Origin of the sequence: Streptomyces sp. NBC_01276, from assembly GCF_041435355.1 — a bacterium.
GTDB lineage: Bacteria > Actinomycetota > Actinomycetes > Streptomycetales > Streptomycetaceae > Streptomyces.
Map to the genome: position 1 here is coordinate 5,801,144 of NZ_CP108442.1, position 16,032 is coordinate 5,817,175.

Sequence of the window (16,032 nt, forward strand, 5' to 3'; positions counted from 1 at the left end):
GCGTCCGCACGCTTTCGTGGCAGACGACGCCCAGGGGGGCACATGAGGCAACGCGCGAGATCGATCCTCGCCGCAAGCGCACTCGTCTTCGGAACCACACTCGCCGCACTACCCGTGACGGCCCACGCCCAGCCCGCGTCCGGCACCGCATCCGGCGCCGACGAGGTGCGGGTCTACGACGCCGACATCACCAAGGAACAGGTCCCGCTCGTCCTGGCCGCCGGCCAGGACGCCCACGAGCTCGCCGAACGCGCCCCGCAGACCGGGACCGCGAAGGTCGAGCTCTTCCTCACGGGGGACCAGGCCGCGGGACTCGCCGCCCAGGGCGTCAAACTCGCCGAGCGCAAGGTCTCCGCCCAGGGGCTGGCCCGTGCCAAGGCCGCCGGGGACGGGGTCTTCCGCCCGTACAGCGGCAAGGGCGGCCTCCAGGAGGAGATCCTGCGGACCGCGCAGCAGAACCCCGGGCTCACCAAGGTCGTCTCCATCGGCAAGACCGTCCAGGGCAAGGACATCCTCGCCCTCAAGGTCAGCAAGGACGCGAAGAAGGGCAGGGACGGCGACAAGCCGTCCGTCCTCTACATGTCCAACCAGCACGCCCGTGAGTGGATCACCCCCGAGATGACCCGGCGGCTGATGCACCAGACGCTGGACGAGTACGGCAAGGACCCGCGGATCACCAGGCTCGTGGACTCCACCGAGCTGTGGTTCCTGCTCTCCGCCAACCCCGACGGCTACGACTACACGTTCACCGCCGACAGCGCCCGGCTGTGGCGCAAGAACCTCCACGACAACAACGGCGACGGCAAGATCACGGCCGTGGACGGCGTGGACCTCAACCGCAACTTCGCCTACAAGTGGGGCTACGACAACGAGGGTTCCTCCCCGAGCCTCTCCAGCGAGACCTACCGCGGCCCGAGCGCCTCCTCCGAGCCCGAGACCAGGGCCCTGGACGCCTTCGAGAAGCGCATCGGCTTCCGGTACGCCATCAACTACCACTCGGCCTCCGAGCTGCTGCTCTACGGAGTGGGCTGGCAGGTGGCCACCCCGACCCCCGACGACGTCGCCTACAAGGCGCTCGCCGGCACCCCCGAGAAGTCCGCCGTCCCCGGCTACTACCCGCAGCTCTCCTCCGAGCTGTACACGACCAACGGCGAGGCGGACGGCCACGCGGCCAACGTGAACGGCGTCATGATGTTCACGCCGGAGATGACCACCTGCCAGACGGCCTCGGCGATCGACCCGAACGACCGGTGGAAGCCCGAGGACTGCGCCTCCGGATTCAACTTCCCGGACGACGAGAAGCTGATCCAGCAGGAGTTCGCCAAGAACGTCTCCTTCGCGCTGTCCGTCGGTGAGAGCGCCGCGCACCCGGACCAGCCCTCCTCCTCCGTGGGCCTGAGCGCAGCCGACTTCACCCCGGACACCTTCACCACCTCCTACGTGGAGCGCGGCGAGGACCAGACGGTCGCGGTCACCGCCCGCAAGGCCCTGAAGGACAAGCGGCTCACCTTCCGGATCAACGGCGGTCGCACGCACGACGACGCGCTCAAGGCCTGGAAGGGCGGTGACGTCTACGGCGGCGAGGACAACAACTGGTTCGACGAGTACCGGGCCAAGGTGGACGGGGCCAGGCCCGGCGACAAGGTCGAGGTGTGGTTCACCGGCCGCGACCGCTCCGACAAGCAGGTCTCCAGCGAGCACTTCACGTACACCGTGGCGCAGCGCCCCCGCGCGGACGTCCTGGTGATCGCGGAGGAGGGCGCGAAGGCCCAGCAGGCCCAGACCTACGTGGACGCGCTGCGCGCCAACGGGAAGTCGGCCGCCGTCTGGGACGTGGCCACCCAGGGGGTCCCCCACCACCTCGGGGTGCTCTCGCACTTCTCCACCACCGTCCACTACACCGGGGCCAAGGCGCCCGGCGGCGAGACGCAGCTGGCCGTGCGCGACTTCCTCAACGAGGGCGGCAAGCTGATCGAGGCCGGTGAACTGGCGGGCGGCCGGGCCCAGGTCGGCCGCGCCCTGACGGACGACTTCAGCCAGTACTACCTCGGCGCCTACGGGCGGGCGAGCGTCTCCGGCCCCACCGGCTTCACCGGCGCCGGCTCCCTCGCGGGCGTCAAGGGCGGCCTGGCCGGCGCGCCGGGCAACCCGCTCGACGCCCCCGGGGCCTACACCGTCACCTCCGACAGCCTGCCGGCGGCGCAGTTCCCGCAGTTCAAGAGCGCGCAGGCGGGCCAGTACGCCGGGGTCGTGAACCCGTACGCCCCGTACGCGGGCAGCGGGATGGCCGCGGCCACCCACGAGGACGACGACTGGAAGCGCCTCACGCGGACCGTCGACCTCACCAAGGTCACCGCCGCGGAGCAGCCGCAGCTGAAGATGGCCCTCAACTGGAACACCGAGGAGGGCTACGACCACGCCGTCCTGGAGGCCCGTACCGCCGGGGGCGAGGACTGGACCACACTCCCGGACTCGGGAGGGCTGAGCTCCACCACAGTCCCGGCGGAGTGCGAGGCCGGATTCTTCGTCAACGACCACCCCTTCCTGCGGCACTACCTCACCCTGGACGGCGGCGGCTGCTCACCGAGCGGTACCAGCGGGGCGTGGAACAGCTTCACCGGATCCTCGGGCGGCTGGAAGCAGGTCTCCTTCGACCTGAGCGCCTACGCGGGCAAGACCGTCGAGGTCTCGCTCTCCTACGTCACCGACCCGGGTTCGGGCGGCCGCGGTGTCTTCGCGGACGAGGCCCGGGTCTCCCTGGGCGGTACCGACCAGGCCGTCGAGGGCTTCGAGAGCTCGCTCGGCGCGTGGACGGCCCAGGGCGCACCTGCCGGAAGTCCCGATGTTCCGGGCGATTGGTCCAGGTCGGGCGAACTGTTCAAGTCCTATGCCGCGGTCACTACGCGTGACACCGTGCTCCTCGGCTTCGGCCTGGAGCACGTACCGGCCGCGGCGGACCGCGCCGTACTCCTGGGCAAGGCGCTCCGCTCGCTGAACCACTGACCTGCGGCCCCACCCCCGATCACACTGCGTGAGGGGGCCGAAAGTCCCCGAGGTCCCGTGCCAGGGCGTCTGGTACAGGGCCTCGCGGGGGTCCCCCCACGGAGTGGGGGAGTGTCCGGCTCCCGTCGATGTCACTCCCAAGCTCACGGAGAGGTAGGGTCGTAAGCGGTCGGGGACATCCCATACAGCTCGCCGGCGGACAGGCCGGCGTACCAACGAGGAGATCGGTTCGTGACGATCCGCGTAGGCATCAATGGTTTTGGCCGAATTGGCCGCAACTACTTCCGGGCGCTCCTGGAGCAGGGAGCGGACATCGAGATCGTCGGTGTCAACGACCTGACTGACAACGCCACCCTGGTGCATCTGCTCAAGTACGACACCATCCTGGGCCGCCTCAAGGCCGAGGTCTCCCACACCGCCGACACCATCACGGTGGGCGGCAACACCTTCAAGACCTTCGCCGAGCGCGACCCCGCGAACCTGCCCTGGGGCGAGCTGGGTGCCGACATCGTCATCGAGTCGACCGGCATCTTCACGAAGAAGGCCGACGCCTCCAAGCACCTTGCCGCCGGCGCGAAGAAGGTCCTCATCTCGGCTCCGGCCAAGGACGAGGACATCACGATCGTGATGGGTGTCAACCAGGACAAGTACGACGCGGCCAACCACCACGTCATCTCCAACGCCTCCTGCACCACCAACTGCGTGGCGCCGATGGCCAAGGTCCTCCTGGAGAACTTCGGCATCGTCAAGGGCATGATGACCACGGTCCACGCCTACACGAACGACCAGCGCATCCTGGACTTCCCGCACTCGGACCTGCGCCGCGCCCGTGCCGCCGCCGAGAACATCATCCCGACCACCACCGGTGCCGCCAAGGCCACCGCCCTGGTCATTCCGGAGCTCGCGGGCAAGCTCGACGGCATCGCGATGCGCGTCCCGGTCCCCACCGGTTCCGTGACCGACCTGGTCATCGAGCTGGAGCGCGAGGTGACCAAGGACGAGGTCAACACCGCCTTCCAGAAGGCCGCCGAGGGCCAGCTGAAGGGCATCCTCGACTACACCGAGGACGCGATCGTCTCCTCCGACATCGTGAACTGGCCGGCCTCCTGCACCTTCGACTCCTCCCTGACCATGGTCCAGGGCAAGAGCGTCAAGGTCATCGGCTGGTACGACAACGAGTGGGGCTACTCCAACCGCCTCGTCGACCTCACCGTCTTCGTCGGCGGTCAGCTCTAAAACGTAGGGCAAGGCACCACCATGTGAGCACAGGGTCCGCTCGGCGCGATGAAGCGCCGTTCGGGCCCTGTGGCTTGCCTGGCCCTCCCGTCCTCGCCCTCCGGGTGAAGGTCTCCTAAGGAGTAGGAAACACATGAAGACGATCGACGAACTGCTCGCCGAGGGCGTCACCGGCAAGCGGGTCTTCGTCCGCGCCGACCTCAACGTGCCGCTCGCGAACGGTGAGATCACCGACGACGGCCGCATCCGCGCCGTCCAGCCGACGATCGCGAAGCTCGCCGAGGCCGGTGCCCGCGTGATCGTGGCCTCGCACCTGGGCCGCCCCAAGGGCGCCCCGGACCCGGCCTTCTCGCTGGCCCCGGCCGCCAAGCGGCTCGGCGAACTGCTCGGCGCGGACGTCGCGTTCGCCACCGACACGGTCGGCTCCTCCGCCAAGGAGACCGTCGCCGCCCTCGCCGACGGCCGGGTCGCCGTCATCGAGAACCTGCGCTTCAACGCCGGTGAGACCGCGAAGGACGACGCCGAGCGCGGCGCCTTCGCGGACCAGCTCGCCGAGCTGGCCGACGTCTACGTCGGCGACGGCTTCGGCGCCGTCCACCGCAAGCACGCCTCGGTCTTCGACCTGCCCGCGCGCCTCCCGCACGCCGCCGGTTACCTGATCGCCACCGAGGTCGGCGTCCTGAAGAAGCTCACCGCCGAGGTCAAGCGCCCGTACGTGGTCGTCCTGGGCGGCGCCAAGGTCTCCGACAAGCTCGCCGTCATCGACGAGCTCCTCGGCAAGGCCGACCGCCTCCTCATCGGCGGCGGCATGGCGTACACCTTCCTCAAGGCCAAGGGCTACGAGGTCGGCATCTCCCTGCTCCAGGAAGACCAGCTGGGCAAGGTCACGGAGTACATGGAGCGCGCCGAGAAGAACGGCGTCGAGCTGGTCCTGCCGGTCGACGTCCTGGTCTCCGGGGACTTCCCCGACCTGAAGACCAAGGCCCCGGCCGACTTCGAGACCGTCGACGCGGACAAGATCCCCGCCGACAAGGAGGGCCTCGACATCGGCCCCAAGACGCGTGAGCTCTACGCGTCGAAGATCGCCGACGCCGAGACCGTGTTCTGGAACGGCCCGGTCGGCGTCTTCGAGCACCCCGACTACGCGAACGGCACCAAGGCCGTCGCGCAGGCCCTCGTCGACAGCAACGCCTTCACCGTCGTCGGTGGCGGCGACAGCGCTGCCGCGGTCCGCATCCTGGGCTTCGACGAGAACGCCTTCGGTCACATTTCCACCGGTGGTGGCGCCAGCCTCGAATACCTCGAGGGCAAGACGCTCCCCGGCCTCGCCGCCCTGGAGGGCTGAACCCCTATGACTGCTGCTGCCAACGGCCGTACCCCGCTGATGGCGGGCAACTGGAAGATGAACCTCAACCACCTTGAGGCCATCGCCCACACCCAGAAGATCGCCTTCTCCCTCGCCGACAAGGACTACGACGCCGTCGACGTGGCGGTGCTCCCGCCCTTCGTCGACCTGCGCTCGGTCCAGACCCTGGTCGACGCCGACAAGCTGAAGATCAAGTACGGCGCCCAGGACATCTCGGCGCACGACTCCGGCGCCTACACCGGCGAGATCTCCGGCCCGATGCTCGCCAAGCTCGGCTGCACCTTCGTGGCCGTCGGCCACAGCGAGCGCCGCCAGTACCACGGCGAGGGCGACGAGGTCTGCAACGCCAAGGTCAAGGCCGCCTACAAGCACGGGCTCACCCCGATCCTGTGCGTCGGCGAGGGCCTGGACGTCCGCAAGGCCGGCGGCCAGGTCGCGCACACGCTGGCCCAGGTCGACGGCGGTCTCAAGGACGTCCCGGCCGAGCAGGCCGAGTCCATCGTGATCGCGTACGAGCCCGTCTGGGCCATCGGGACCGGCGAGGTCGCCACCCCCGAGGACGCCCAGGAGGTCTGCGGAGCGATCCGCGGCCGCCTCGCGGAGCTGTACTCCCAGGAGCTGGCCGACAAGGTCCGCATCCAGTACGGCGGCTCCGTGAAGTCCGGCAACATCGCCGCGATCATGGCGCAGCCCGACGTCGACGGCGCCCTGATCGGCGGCGCGGCGCTGGACGTGGACGAGTTCGTCAAGATCGTCCGCTTCCGCGACCAGTGAAGCGACCGGTGAGTATGCGGTAGGGCGGATCCGTCGTACCCTTGCGGGGGCCAGGGGGCTGCGATCGGCAGCCGCTGGCCCCCGCGGGCGTCGCAGGCCCGGTAAAACCTGAAAGCCCAGAATGCCCAGAAAGTAGGAATCAGCCGTGATTATGGGGTTCTCGATCGCCCTGGTCGTCTTCAGCGCCCTGCTGATGCTGCTCGTGCTGATGCACAAGGGCAAGGGCGGCGGTCTGTCCGACATGTTCGGCGGCGGCATGCAGTCCTCGGTCGGCGGTTCCTCCGTGGCAGAGCGCAACCTCGACCGCATCACCGTCGTGATCGGGCTCCTGTGGTTCGCCTGCATCGTGGCGCTCGGCCTGCTCACGAAGTCGGGCAGCTGACCGTTCTGGCCATTGTGCCGGTCCCGTCGGCTCCGCCCCGCCTATCATGAGGTCCTGCGTCCACGGCTGGAGCGAGTAACTCCGGTTAGTGGACGCGCGTTGGGCCTTCCGTAGACTGGGGCGCCCGCAGCGGACATCCCCTCTCGCTCCGCGGCACCATCACGCAGGGAGTTACGACCGTGGCAAGTGGCAACGCGATTCGTGGAAGTCGGGTCGGAGCCGGGCCGATGGGCGAGGCCGAGCGCGGTGAATCCGCGCCCCGCCTGCGCATCTCCTTCTGGTGCTCGAACGGGCACGAGACGCAGCCGAGCTTCGCCAGCGACGCACAGGTGCCGGACACCTGGGACTGCCCGCGCTGCGGGTTCCCGGCCGGCCAGGACCGGGACAACCCGCCCGCGCCGCCGCGCACCGAGCCGTACAAGACGCACCTCGCGTACGTACGGGAACGCCGCACCGACGCCGACGGCGAGGCCATCCTCGCCGAGGCCCTCGCCAAGCTCCGCGGCGAGATCTGAGGACCGGCGACAACCGGCACCACCCTTGAGAGTGACTCGGGGCCCGGCCCGTGGGAGAGCGAATCCCGCGGGCCGGGCCCCTTTTTGTCCGTTGTCCCCCCTCGGATCCCTTAGGTTTGGAGGCGGCGGGGCACAACAGGACGGAAGAAGTGGGTTGATGTCCGAGATGAACGCAAACCAGGCCGCCGCGCGAAGCGCGTCGAGCGAGGGTGGTGGCGGGCGACGGGCGGGACGTACGAGGCTTGACCGGACGCCGCAGTGGAACGCGCTCGGCAAGCACCGCGAAGAGCTGGGGCAGACGCATCTGCGGGAGCTGTTCGAGGCGGACCCGGAGCGTGGCACCAAGTACACCCTCGGGGCCGGGGACCTGCACATCGACTACGCGAAGCACCTCGTCACCGACGAGACCCTCGCGCTGCTGCGCGAACTGGCCGCGGCCACCGGCGTCGCCGAACTGCGCGACGCCATGTTCCGCGGCGAGAAGATCAACATCACCGAGGACCGGGCGGTCCTGCACACCGCGCTGCGCGCCCCTGAGAGTGCCGTCGTGAAGGTCGACGGCGAGGACGTCGTCCCGGAGGTGCACGCGGTCCTGCGCAAGATGGCGGCCTTCTCCGACCGGGTCCGGTCGGGGGAGTGGACGGGCCACACCGGCAAGCGCATCAAGAACGTCGTCAACATCGGCATCGGCGGCTCCGACCTCGGCCCGGCGATGGCGTACGAGGCCCTGCGGGCCTTCAGCGACCGCGACCTGACGGTGCGTTTCGTCTCCAACGTCGACGGCGCGGACCTGCACGAGGCCGTGCGCGACCTGGACCCGGCCGAGACGCTCTTCATCATCGCCTCGAAGACCTTCACCACCATCGAGACCATCACCAACGCCACCTCGGCGCGGAACTGGCTGCTCACGGAGCTGCGGGCCGGTGAAGAGGCCGTCGCCCGGCACTTCGTGGCGCTGTCGACCAACGAGGAGAAGGTCGGCGAGTTCGGCATCGACACGGCCAACATGTTCGGTTTCTGGGACTGGGTCGGCGGCCGCTACTCCTTCGACTCGGCCATCGGGCTCTCCCTGATGATCGCCATCGGCCCGGACCACTTCCGGCAGCTGCTGGACGGCTTCCACCTGATGGACGAGCACTTCCGCACGGCGCCGCCGGAGGAGAACGCGCCGCTGCTGATGGGGCTGTTGGGGATCTGGTACGGCAACTTCCACGACGCGCAGTCCCACGCGGTCCTGCCGTACAGCCACTACCTGTCGCGGTTCACGGCCTACCTCCAGCAGCTCGACATGGAGTCCAACGGCAAGTCGGTCGACCGCAACGGCGACCCCGTCGACTGGCAGACCGGCCCGGTCGTGTGGGGCACCCCCGGCACCAACGGGCAGCACGCGTACTACCAGTTGATCCACCAGGGCACGAAGCTGATCCCGGCGGACTTCATCGGCTTCGCCCGGCCGGTGGAGGACCTCCTCCCCGGCCTGGTGGCCCAGCACGACCTGCTGATGGCCAACTTCTTCGCCCAGACGCAGGCCCTGGCCTTCGGAAAGACGCCGGAGGAGGTGCGCGCGGAGGGCGTCGCCGAGGAGCTCGTCCCGCACAAGACCTTCCGGGGCAACCACCCGACGACGACGATCCTCGCCCGCGAGCTGACCCCGTCGGTACTGGGACAGCTCATCGCCCTCTACGAGCACAAGGTGTTCGTCCAGGGCGCCGTGTGGAACATCGACTCCTTCGACCAGTGGGGCGTCGAGCTCGGCAAGGTCCTCGCCAAGCGGCTGGAGCCCGCACTGGTGGAGGGGGCCGACGTGGCGGGCCTGGACCCCTCGACGCGGGCGCTCGTGGCCCGGTACCGGGAACTGCGCGGCCGCTGAGCCCTCCGGCGTGAACGCGGAAGCGCCCCGCACCGACCGGTGCGGGGCGCTTCCGCCCGTTCAGGACGCCGGGGAGTACAGCCCGGCCGGCAGCTTGGCCGCCGCCGCCCGGTCCAGCAGCCACAGCGTGCGGCTGCGGCCGTAGGCCTGCGCGGCGGGGGCCTGGACCCCGCCCGCGCCGCCGAGCGCGACGGCCACCGCCGCGGCCTTGTCCTCGCCGGCCGCCAGCAGCCACACCTCGCGGGCCGCGCGGATCGCCGGGAGGGTCAGGGAGACCCGGGTGGGCGGGGGCTTCGGGGCGCCGTGCACGCCCACGACGGTGCGCTCGGTCTCCCGGGTCGCCGGGTGCTCCGGGAACAGCGAGGCCACGTGCGTGTCCGGGCCGACGCCCAGCATCAGCACGTCGAAGGTGGGGACCGGACCGTGGTCCTCCGGCCCGGAGGCCCGCTTCAGCTCCGCCGCGTAGGCGGCCGCGGCGGCGTCCACGTCCACCCCGTACGGGCCGTCGGAGGCGGGCATGACGTGCACCCGCGCGGGATCCACCGGGACGGAGTCCAGGAGGGCCTCACGGGCCTGTACGTGGTTGCGTTCGGGGTCGTCGGCGGGGACGTAGCGCTCGTCGCCCCACCAGAGGTCGATGCGGGACCAGTCGACCGCGTCCCGGGCGGGGGCGACGGAGAGGGCCGCGAGCAGGCCGTTGCCGTTGCGGCCGCCGGTCAGGACCACGGAGGCGCTGCCACGGGCGGCCTGCGCGTCCACGATCTTCGTGATGAGCCGGGCGGCCGTGGCCTGCGCCATCAGCTCCTTGTCCCGGTGGACGACGACCTGGGGAGTCGTCATACCCATGTGCTGCCGCCTTCTTGGTAGTTCGGGTCGTGCGGTGGTTCCGGTCCGGGGCGGAGCACCGGGGAACGGGTGAAGGGCGGGGCGGGGAGCCGCTCCGCCCTTCACCGGTACCGCTACTTGGCCGGGGCCTTCTTCGCCGCCGGCTTGGCGGCGGGCTTGGCCGGGGCCTCGGCCGGAGCCTCGGGCTCCGCCTCGGCCGGAGCCGCGGCGGAGGCCGGGGCGGACGCCTCCAGACGGGCCACGCCGAACTTCAGCGAGGCCTCGTAGGTGTTGTCCGGGTCCAGCCGGCGCAGTTCCTCCGCCAGCAGCTCGGCCGTGTCCCGGCGCTTGAGCGCCACCGCACGGTCGGGCTGCCCCGGCATGCACAGCGTCGCCAGCGCGCCGTCCGCCCGGTCCAGGACGATCGAGCCGTCCTTGGTCTCCAGCCGTACGGCGGTCAGCCCCGGCCCGCCGGAGCGGGCGCGGTGGACCGGCACCCCGAGACGGTCCGCCAGCCACATGGCCAGCAGCTCGCAGCTCGGGTTCTCGTCCTCGCCCTCGACGGTCGCCGAGGCGACCGACAGGCTCTGCTGGTCCAGCGCGGCGGCCAGCATCGAACGCCACGGGGTGATCCGGGTCCAGGACAGGTCGGTGTCACCCGGCGCGTACGCCGCCGCCCGCTCGCCGAGCGCGGCGACGGGCTTCTCCGAGGAGTAGGTGTCGGTGATCCGGCGCTGTCCCAGCGCGCCCAGCGGGTCGCCCGCCAGGTCCGCGGGAGCACCCTCCGGCCACCAGACGACCACGGGGGCGTCGGGCAGCAGGAGCGGGAGCACCACGGACTGGGCGTGGTCGACCAGTTCGCCGTGCAGGCGGAGCACGACCGTCTCCCCGCTGCCCGCGTCCGCCCCGACGCGGAGCTCCGCGTCGAGGCGGGCGTCACGGCGGCTGCGCGGGGAACGGCTGACCCGCTTGACCACGACGACGATCCGCGAGGGGTGTTCGTGGGACGCGTCGTTCGCCGACTTGAGCGCGTCGTACGCGTTCTCCTCGTCGGTCACGATCACCAGCGTGAGGACCATGCCGATGGCCGGCGTGCCGATGTCCCGGCGCGCCTGCACCAACGCGGCGTTGATCTTGCTGGAGGTGGTCTCCGTGAGGTCGATCTTCATGGCCGGCGCCAGCTCCGTCCGTCTCGTGCGAGCATCTCGTCCGCCTCGACCGGCCCCCAGGTGCCCGCCGGGTACTGCGCGGGCTTGCCGTGCTTGTCCCAGTACTCCTCGATCGGGTCGAGGATGTTCCAGGACAGCTCGACTTCCTGGTGACGCGGGAAGAGGTTCGCGTCGCCGAGGAGGACATCGAGGATGAGCCGCTCGTACGCCTCGGGGCTGGACTCGGTGAAGGACTCGCCGTAGGCGAAGTCCATCGTGACGTCCCGGACCTCCATGGAGGTGCCCGGCACCTTGGAGCCGAAGCGGACGGTCACGCCCTCGTCCGGCTGGACCCGGATGACCAGGGCGTTCTGCCCCAGCTCCTCGGTCGCGCCCGACTCGAACGGCAGGTACGGCGCCCGCTTGAAGACCACGGCGATCTCGGTCACCCGGCGGCCCAGGCGCTTGCCCGTCCGCAGGTAGAAGGGGACGCCCGCCCAGCGGCGGTTGTTGATCTCCAGGCGGATGGCCGCGTAGGTGTCGGTCTTCGACTTGGGGTCGATGCCGTCCTCTTCGAGGTACCCGACGACCTTCTCGCCACCCTGCCAGGCCGCCGAGTACTGGCCGCGCACGGTGTGCTTGCCCAGGTCCTCGGGCAGCTCCACGGCGGTCAGCACCTTGAGCTTCTCGGCCACCAGCGCCTTGGGGTGGAAGGAGCCCGGCTCCTCCATCGCGGTCAGCGCCAGCAGCTGGAGCAGGTGGTTCTGGATGACGTCGCGCGCGGCGCCGATGCCGTCGTAGTAGCCGGCCCGGCCGCCGATGCCGATGTCCTCCGCCATGGTGATCTGCACGTGGTCGACGTACGACCGGTTCCAGATCGGCTCGAACATGGTGTTGGCGAAGCGGAGCGCCAGGATGTTCTGGACGGTCTCCTTGCCGAGGTAGTGGTCGATCCGGAAGACCTCGTCACGGGGGAAGACCTCGTGGACGACCTTGTTGAGCTCTTCCGCGCTCTTGAGGTCGTGGCCGAAGGGCTTCTCGATGACGGCGCGCCGCCAGGAGCCTTCCTTCTGCGCCAGACCGTGGTCCTTGAGCTGCTGGACCACCTTGGGGAAGAACTTCGGGGGCACGGAGAGGTAGAAGGCGAAGTTGCCGCCCGTCCCCTGTGCCTTGTCGAGTTCCTCGATGGTGGCCTTGAGGGTCTCGAAGGCCGCGTCGTCGTCGAAATCGCCCTGGACGAACCGGCAGCCCTGTACCAGCTGCTGCCAGACCTCTTCGCGGAAGGGGGTGCGGGAGTGCTGCTTGACAGCGTCGTGCACCTCCTGCGCGAAGTCCTCGTCCTGCCACTCGCGGCGGGCGAAGCCGATCAGGGAGAAGCCCGGCGGCAGCAGGCCGCGGTTCGCCAGGTCGTAGACGGCGGGCATCAGCTTCTTGCGCGACAGGTCACCCGTAACGCCGAAAATGACCAGGCCGGACGGCCCCGCGATGCGCGGGAGCCGCCGGTCCTGTGCGTCACGAAGCGGGTTCGCTCCGTTCACCGACAAAATACTCAGTCCTCCGCGGGGGCGAGGCGCTTGAGCTCCGCCTCGGTCGACTTCAGCAGGTCGTTCCACGACGCCTCGAACTTCTCGACGCCTTCGTCTTCGAGCAGCTGCACCACATCGTCGTACGAGATGCCCAGCTTCGCGACCGCGTCGAGCTCGGCGCGAGCCTGCTCGTACGTGCCGCGGATGGTGTCGCCGGAGACCTCGCCGTGGTCGGCGGTGGCCTCCAGGGTGGCCTCGGGCATGGTGTTCACGGTGCCGGGGGCGACCAGGTCCACCACGTACAGGGTGTCCTTGTAGGCCGGGTCCTTGACGCCGGTCGAGGCCCACAGCGGGCGCTGCTTGTTGGCGTGCGCCCGGTCCAGGGCCGCCCAGCGCTCGGAGGAGAAGACCTCTTCGTAGGCCTCGTAGGCCAGACGGGCGTTGGCGAGGGCCGCCTTGCCCTTCAGGGCCTTCGCCTCGTCGGTCCCGATGCCGTCGAGGCGCTTGTCGATCTCGCTGTCCACGCGGGACACGAAGAAGGAGGCGACCGAGTGGATCTCGGAGAGGTCCAGGCCGGCGGCCTTCGCCTTCTCCAGGCCCGCCAGGTACGCGTCCATGACCGCGCGGTAGCGCTCCAGCGAGAAGATCAGCGTGACGTTGACGCTGATCCCCCGGCCGATGACCTCGGTGATCGCCGGCAGGCCGGCCTCGGTCGCCGGGATCTTGATCAGGGTGTTCGGGCGGTCCACCAGCCAGGCGAGCTGCTTGGCCTCGGCGACGGTCGCCGTGGTCTCGTGCGCCAGACGCGGGTCGACCTCGATCGACACGCGGCCGTCCTGGCCCTCGGTCGCGTCGAAGACCGGGCGCAGGATGTCGGCGGCGTCGCGGACGTCCGCCGTGGTGATCATCCGGATCGCCTCGTCGACGGTGACCTTGCGGGCGGCGAGGTCGGCGAGCTGCTGCTCGTAACCGTCACCGCTGCTGATCGCCTTCTGGAAGATCGACGGGTTGGTGGTCACACCGACCACGTGGCTCTGGTCGATGAGCTCGGCGAGGTTGCCGGACGTGATGCGCTTGCGGGACAGGTCGTCCAGCCAGATCGCCACGCCCTCGTCGGAGAGGCGCTTGAGTGCGTCTGTCATGGGAATTGCATCTCCTACTTGGTTCTGGTGCCGGACTCAGCGCGCGGCGGCGGTGATGGAGGCCTTGGCTGCTGCGGTCACGGCTTCGGCGGTGAGGCCGAACTCGCGGAACAGGACGGCGCCGTCGGCGGAGGCACCGAAGTGCTCCAGCGAGACGATCCGGCCCGCGTCACCGACGTAACGGTGCCAGGTCAGGCCGATGCCGGCCTCGACCGCGACTCGCGCCTTGACGGAGGGCGGCAGCACGCTGTCCTTGTACTCCTGGTCCTGCTCCTCGAACCACTCGACGCACGGCATCGAGACCACGCGCGCCGGAACGCCCTCGGCCTGCAGCGCCTCGCGCGCGGCGACGGCGAGCTGGACCTCGGAACCGGTGCCGATGAGCACGACCTGCGCGGGGCCGCCCTCGGCCTCGAACAGCACGTACCCGCCCTTGGCGGCGTCCTCGTTGCGCTCGTAGGTCGGCACGCCCTGGCGGGTCAGCGCCAGACCGTGCGGGGCACCCTTGCCGAACACCTTGGTGTGGCGGCGCAGGACCTCGCGCCAGGCGATGGCGGTCTCGTTCGCGTCGGCCGGACGGACGACGTTCAGACCCGGGATGGCGCGCAGCGCGGCGACGTGCTCGACCGGCTGGTGGGTCGGGCCGTCCTCGCCGAGGCCGATGGAGTCGTGCGTCCACACGTACGTCACCGGCAGGTGCATCAGCGCGGACAGCCGGACGGCGTTGCGCATGTAGTCGGAGAACACCAGGAAGGTGCCGCCGTAGATGCGGGTGTGGCCGTGCAGGGCGATGCCGTTCATGGCCGCGGCCATGGCGTGCTCGCGGATGCCGAAGTGGATGGTGCGGCCGTACGGGTCGGCCTCCGGCAGCGGGTTGCCCACCGGCAGGAACGAGGAGTTCTTGTCGATGGTGGTGTTGTTGGAGCCGGCCAGGTCGGCCGAGCCGCCCCACAGCTCCGGGATGATCGCGCCGAGCGCTTCGAGGACCTTGCCGGAGGCGGCGCGGGTGGCGACGCCCTTGCCGGTCTCGAAGACGGGGAGCTTGTCCTCCCAGCCGGCGGGCAGCTCGTTGGCGTTGACGCGGTCGAACTCGGTCGCGCGCTGCGGGTTGGCGGTGCGCCAGGCGGAGAACTCCTTCTCCCAGGCGGCGCGGGCGTCACGGCCGCGGTCCACGAGGCCGCGGGTGTGGCCGATGACCGCGTCGGAGACCTCGAAGGTCTGCTCCGGGTCGAAGCCGAGCACGCGCTTGGTCGCGGCGACCTCGTCGTTGCCGAGGGCCGAGCCGTGGGAGGCCTCGGTGCCCTGGGCGTGCGGGGCCGGCCAGGCGATGATCGAGCGGGCCGCGATGAAGGACGGGCGCTCCGTCTCGGCCTTGGCGGCCTGGAAGGCCTCGAACAGCGCCTTCGGGTCGAGGTCGCCGTTTGCCTGCGGGGCCACGCGCTGGACGTGCCAGCCGTACGCCTCGTAGCGCTTCAGGGTGTCCTCGGAGACGGCGGTCTCGGTGTCGCCCTCGATGGAGATGTGGTTGTCGTCCCACAGCAGCACGAGGTTGCCGAGCTTCTGGTGGCCCGCCAGCGCGGACGCCTCGTGGGAGATGCCCTCCTGGAGGCAGCCGTCGCCCGCGATCGCGTAGACCATGTGGTCGAACGGGGAGGTGCCGGCGGCCGCCTCCGGGTCGAACAGACCGCGCTCGTAGCGGGCGGCCATGGCCATGCCCACCGCGTTCGCGATGCCCTGGCCCAGCGGGCCGGTGGTGGTCTCGACGGCGGCCGTGTGGCCGTACTCCGGGTGCCCGGGGGTCTTGGAGCCCCAGGTGCGGAACGCCTTGAGGTCGTCCAGCTCCAGGCCGAAGCCACCCAGGTAGAGCTGGGTGTAGAGGGTCAGGGACGAGTGCCCCGCGGAGAGCACGAAACGGTCACGGCCGACCCACTCGGGGTCGGCCGGGTCGTGCCGCATGACCTTCTGGAAGAGGGTGTACGCGGCGGGGGCCAGGCTCATCGCCGTACCGGGGTGGCCGTTTCCGACCTTCTGGACCGCGTCCGCGGCCAGGATGCGGGCGGTGTCGACGGCCCGCTGGTCCAGTTCGGTCCATTCGAGCTCTGTGGTGGTCGGCTTGGTGCTCACCGTTGGTCAGGGCTCCTCTCCACATGTTGTATTCCCGGTGACGAACGACGCACCGGCGCGATTCCGAGCCTACCCCCGCGAGGGCGTGGGGCTATTCGAGTGCAGGCAGTGCGTCGCCAGG

12 protein-coding genes are annotated in these 16,032 nt (G+C 70.2%); 7 read left to right on the forward strand and 5 right to left on the reverse strand.

Going from position 1 to position 16,032, the window contains the following annotated elements:
• The first annotated feature begins 42 nt into the window (after positions 1-42).
• The 7 genes from OG295_RS26080 to pgi all read left to right on the forward strand — a co-directional run bounded on the left by OG295_RS26080 (position 43) and on the right by pgi (position 9,146).
• Positions 43-3,003, forward strand: a complete 2,961-nt coding sequence (locus tag OG295_RS26080; RefSeq protein ID WP_371679084.1) for a M14 family zinc carboxypeptidase — start codon at positions 43-45, stop codon at positions 3,001-3,003.
• A gap of 231 nt (positions 3,004-3,234) precedes the next feature.
• The gene (gap, locus tag OG295_RS26085; protein ID WP_030237192.1) at positions 3,235-4,239 is read left to right on the forward strand and encodes a type I glyceraldehyde-3-phosphate dehydrogenase; all 1,005 of its coding nucleotides are present in this window, start codon (positions 3,235-3,237) and stop codon (positions 4,237-4,239) included.
• A gap of 133 nt (positions 4,240-4,372) precedes the next feature.
• On the forward strand, positions 4,373-5,584 hold the full coding sequence (gene pgk / locus OG295_RS26090; protein WP_371679085.1) for a phosphoglycerate kinase: 1,212 nt from the start codon (positions 4,373-4,375) through the stop codon (positions 5,582-5,584).
• Positions 5,585-5,590: 6 nt separating this feature from the next.
• Complete coding sequence (gene tpiA, locus OG295_RS26095; protein ID WP_266838409.1) at positions 5,591-6,379, forward strand: triose-phosphate isomerase; 789 nt, start codon at positions 5,591-5,593, stop codon at positions 6,377-6,379.
• 151 nt (positions 6,380-6,530) lie between these two features.
• The gene (secG, locus tag OG295_RS26100; RefSeq protein ID WP_356214149.1) at positions 6,531-6,761 is read left to right on the forward strand and encodes a preprotein translocase subunit SecG; all 231 of its coding nucleotides are present in this window, start codon (positions 6,531-6,533) and stop codon (positions 6,759-6,761) included.
• A 179-nt stretch (positions 6,762-6,940) separates the two neighbouring features.
• A complete protein-coding gene (locus tag OG295_RS26105) occupies positions 6,941-7,276 on the forward strand; it encodes an RNA polymerase-binding protein RbpA (protein ID WP_007263454.1) in 336 nt (111 codons plus the stop codon).
• A gap of 166 nt (positions 7,277-7,442) precedes the next feature.
• Positions 7,443-9,146 carry a glucose-6-phosphate isomerase gene (pgi, locus tag OG295_RS26110; RefSeq protein WP_371681312.1) on the forward strand — a complete coding sequence of 568 codons (1,704 nt, stop codon included), beginning with the start codon at positions 7,443-7,445 and terminating at the stop codon, positions 9,144-9,146.
• A 60-nt stretch (positions 9,147-9,206) separates the two neighbouring features.
• Here pgi and pgl read toward each other — a convergent pair whose 3' ends face one another.
• The 5 genes from pgl to tkt form a co-directional block, all read right to left on the reverse strand.
• The gene (pgl, locus tag OG295_RS26115) at positions 9,207-9,986 is read right to left on the reverse strand and encodes a 6-phosphogluconolactonase (RefSeq protein WP_371679086.1); all 780 of its coding nucleotides are present in this window, start codon (positions 9,984-9,986) and stop codon (positions 9,207-9,209) included.
• 119 nt (positions 9,987-10,105) lie between these two features.
• A complete protein-coding gene (gene opcA, locus OG295_RS26120) occupies positions 10,106-11,140 on the reverse strand; it encodes a glucose-6-phosphate dehydrogenase assembly protein OpcA (RefSeq protein ID WP_371679087.1) in 1,035 nt (344 codons plus the stop codon).
• The gene (zwf, locus tag OG295_RS26125; RefSeq protein WP_280914814.1) at positions 11,137-12,666 is read right to left on the reverse strand and encodes a glucose-6-phosphate dehydrogenase; all 1,530 of its coding nucleotides are present in this window, start codon (positions 12,664-12,666) and stop codon (positions 11,137-11,139) included. The genes opcA and zwf overlap by 4 nt, the downstream gene beginning before the upstream one ends.
• A 2-nt stretch (positions 12,667-12,668) precedes the next feature.
• On the reverse strand, positions 12,669-13,787 hold the full coding sequence (gene tal / locus OG295_RS26130; RefSeq protein WP_371679088.1) for a transaldolase: 1,119 nt from the start codon (positions 13,785-13,787) through the stop codon (positions 12,669-12,671).
• A gap of 36 nt (positions 13,788-13,823) precedes the next feature.
• Positions 13,824-15,911 carry a transketolase gene (gene tkt / locus OG295_RS26135; RefSeq protein ID WP_371679089.1) on the reverse strand — a complete coding sequence of 696 codons (2,088 nt, stop codon included), beginning with the start codon at positions 15,909-15,911 and terminating at the stop codon, positions 13,824-13,826.
• Positions 15,912-16,032 lie beyond the last annotated feature (121 nt).

Bases quoted from the DNA above. Each gene is read 5' to 3' on its own strand.
- secG (WP_356214149.1), top strand. From the start codon at position 6,531: ATGGGGTTCTCGATCGCCCTGGTCGTCTTCAGCGCCCTGCTGATGCTG.
- pgk (WP_371679085.1), top strand. From the start codon at position 4,373: ATGAAGACGATCGACGAACTGCTCGCCGAGGGCGTCACCGGCAAGCGG.
- tal (WP_371679088.1), bottom strand. From the start codon at position 13,787: ATGACAGACGCACTCAAGCGCCTCTCCGACGAGGGCGTGGCGATCTGG.
- opcA (WP_371679087.1), bottom strand. From the start codon at position 11,140: ATGAAGATCGACCTCACGGAGACCACCTCCAGCAAGATCAACGCCGCG.
- OG295_RS26080 (WP_371679084.1), top strand. From the start codon at position 43: ATGAGGCAACGCGCGAGATCGATCCTCGCCGCAAGCGCACTCGTCTTC.
- tpiA (WP_266838409.1), top strand. From the start codon at position 5,591: ATGACTGCTGCTGCCAACGGCCGTACCCCGCTGATGGCGGGCAACTGG.
- pgi (WP_371681312.1), top strand. From the start codon at position 7,443: ATGAACGCAAACCAGGCCGCCGCGCGAAGCGCGTCGAGCGAGGGTGGT.
- pgl (WP_371679086.1), bottom strand. From the start codon at position 9,986: ATGACGACTCCCCAGGTCGTCGTCCACCGGGACAAGGAGCTGATGGCG.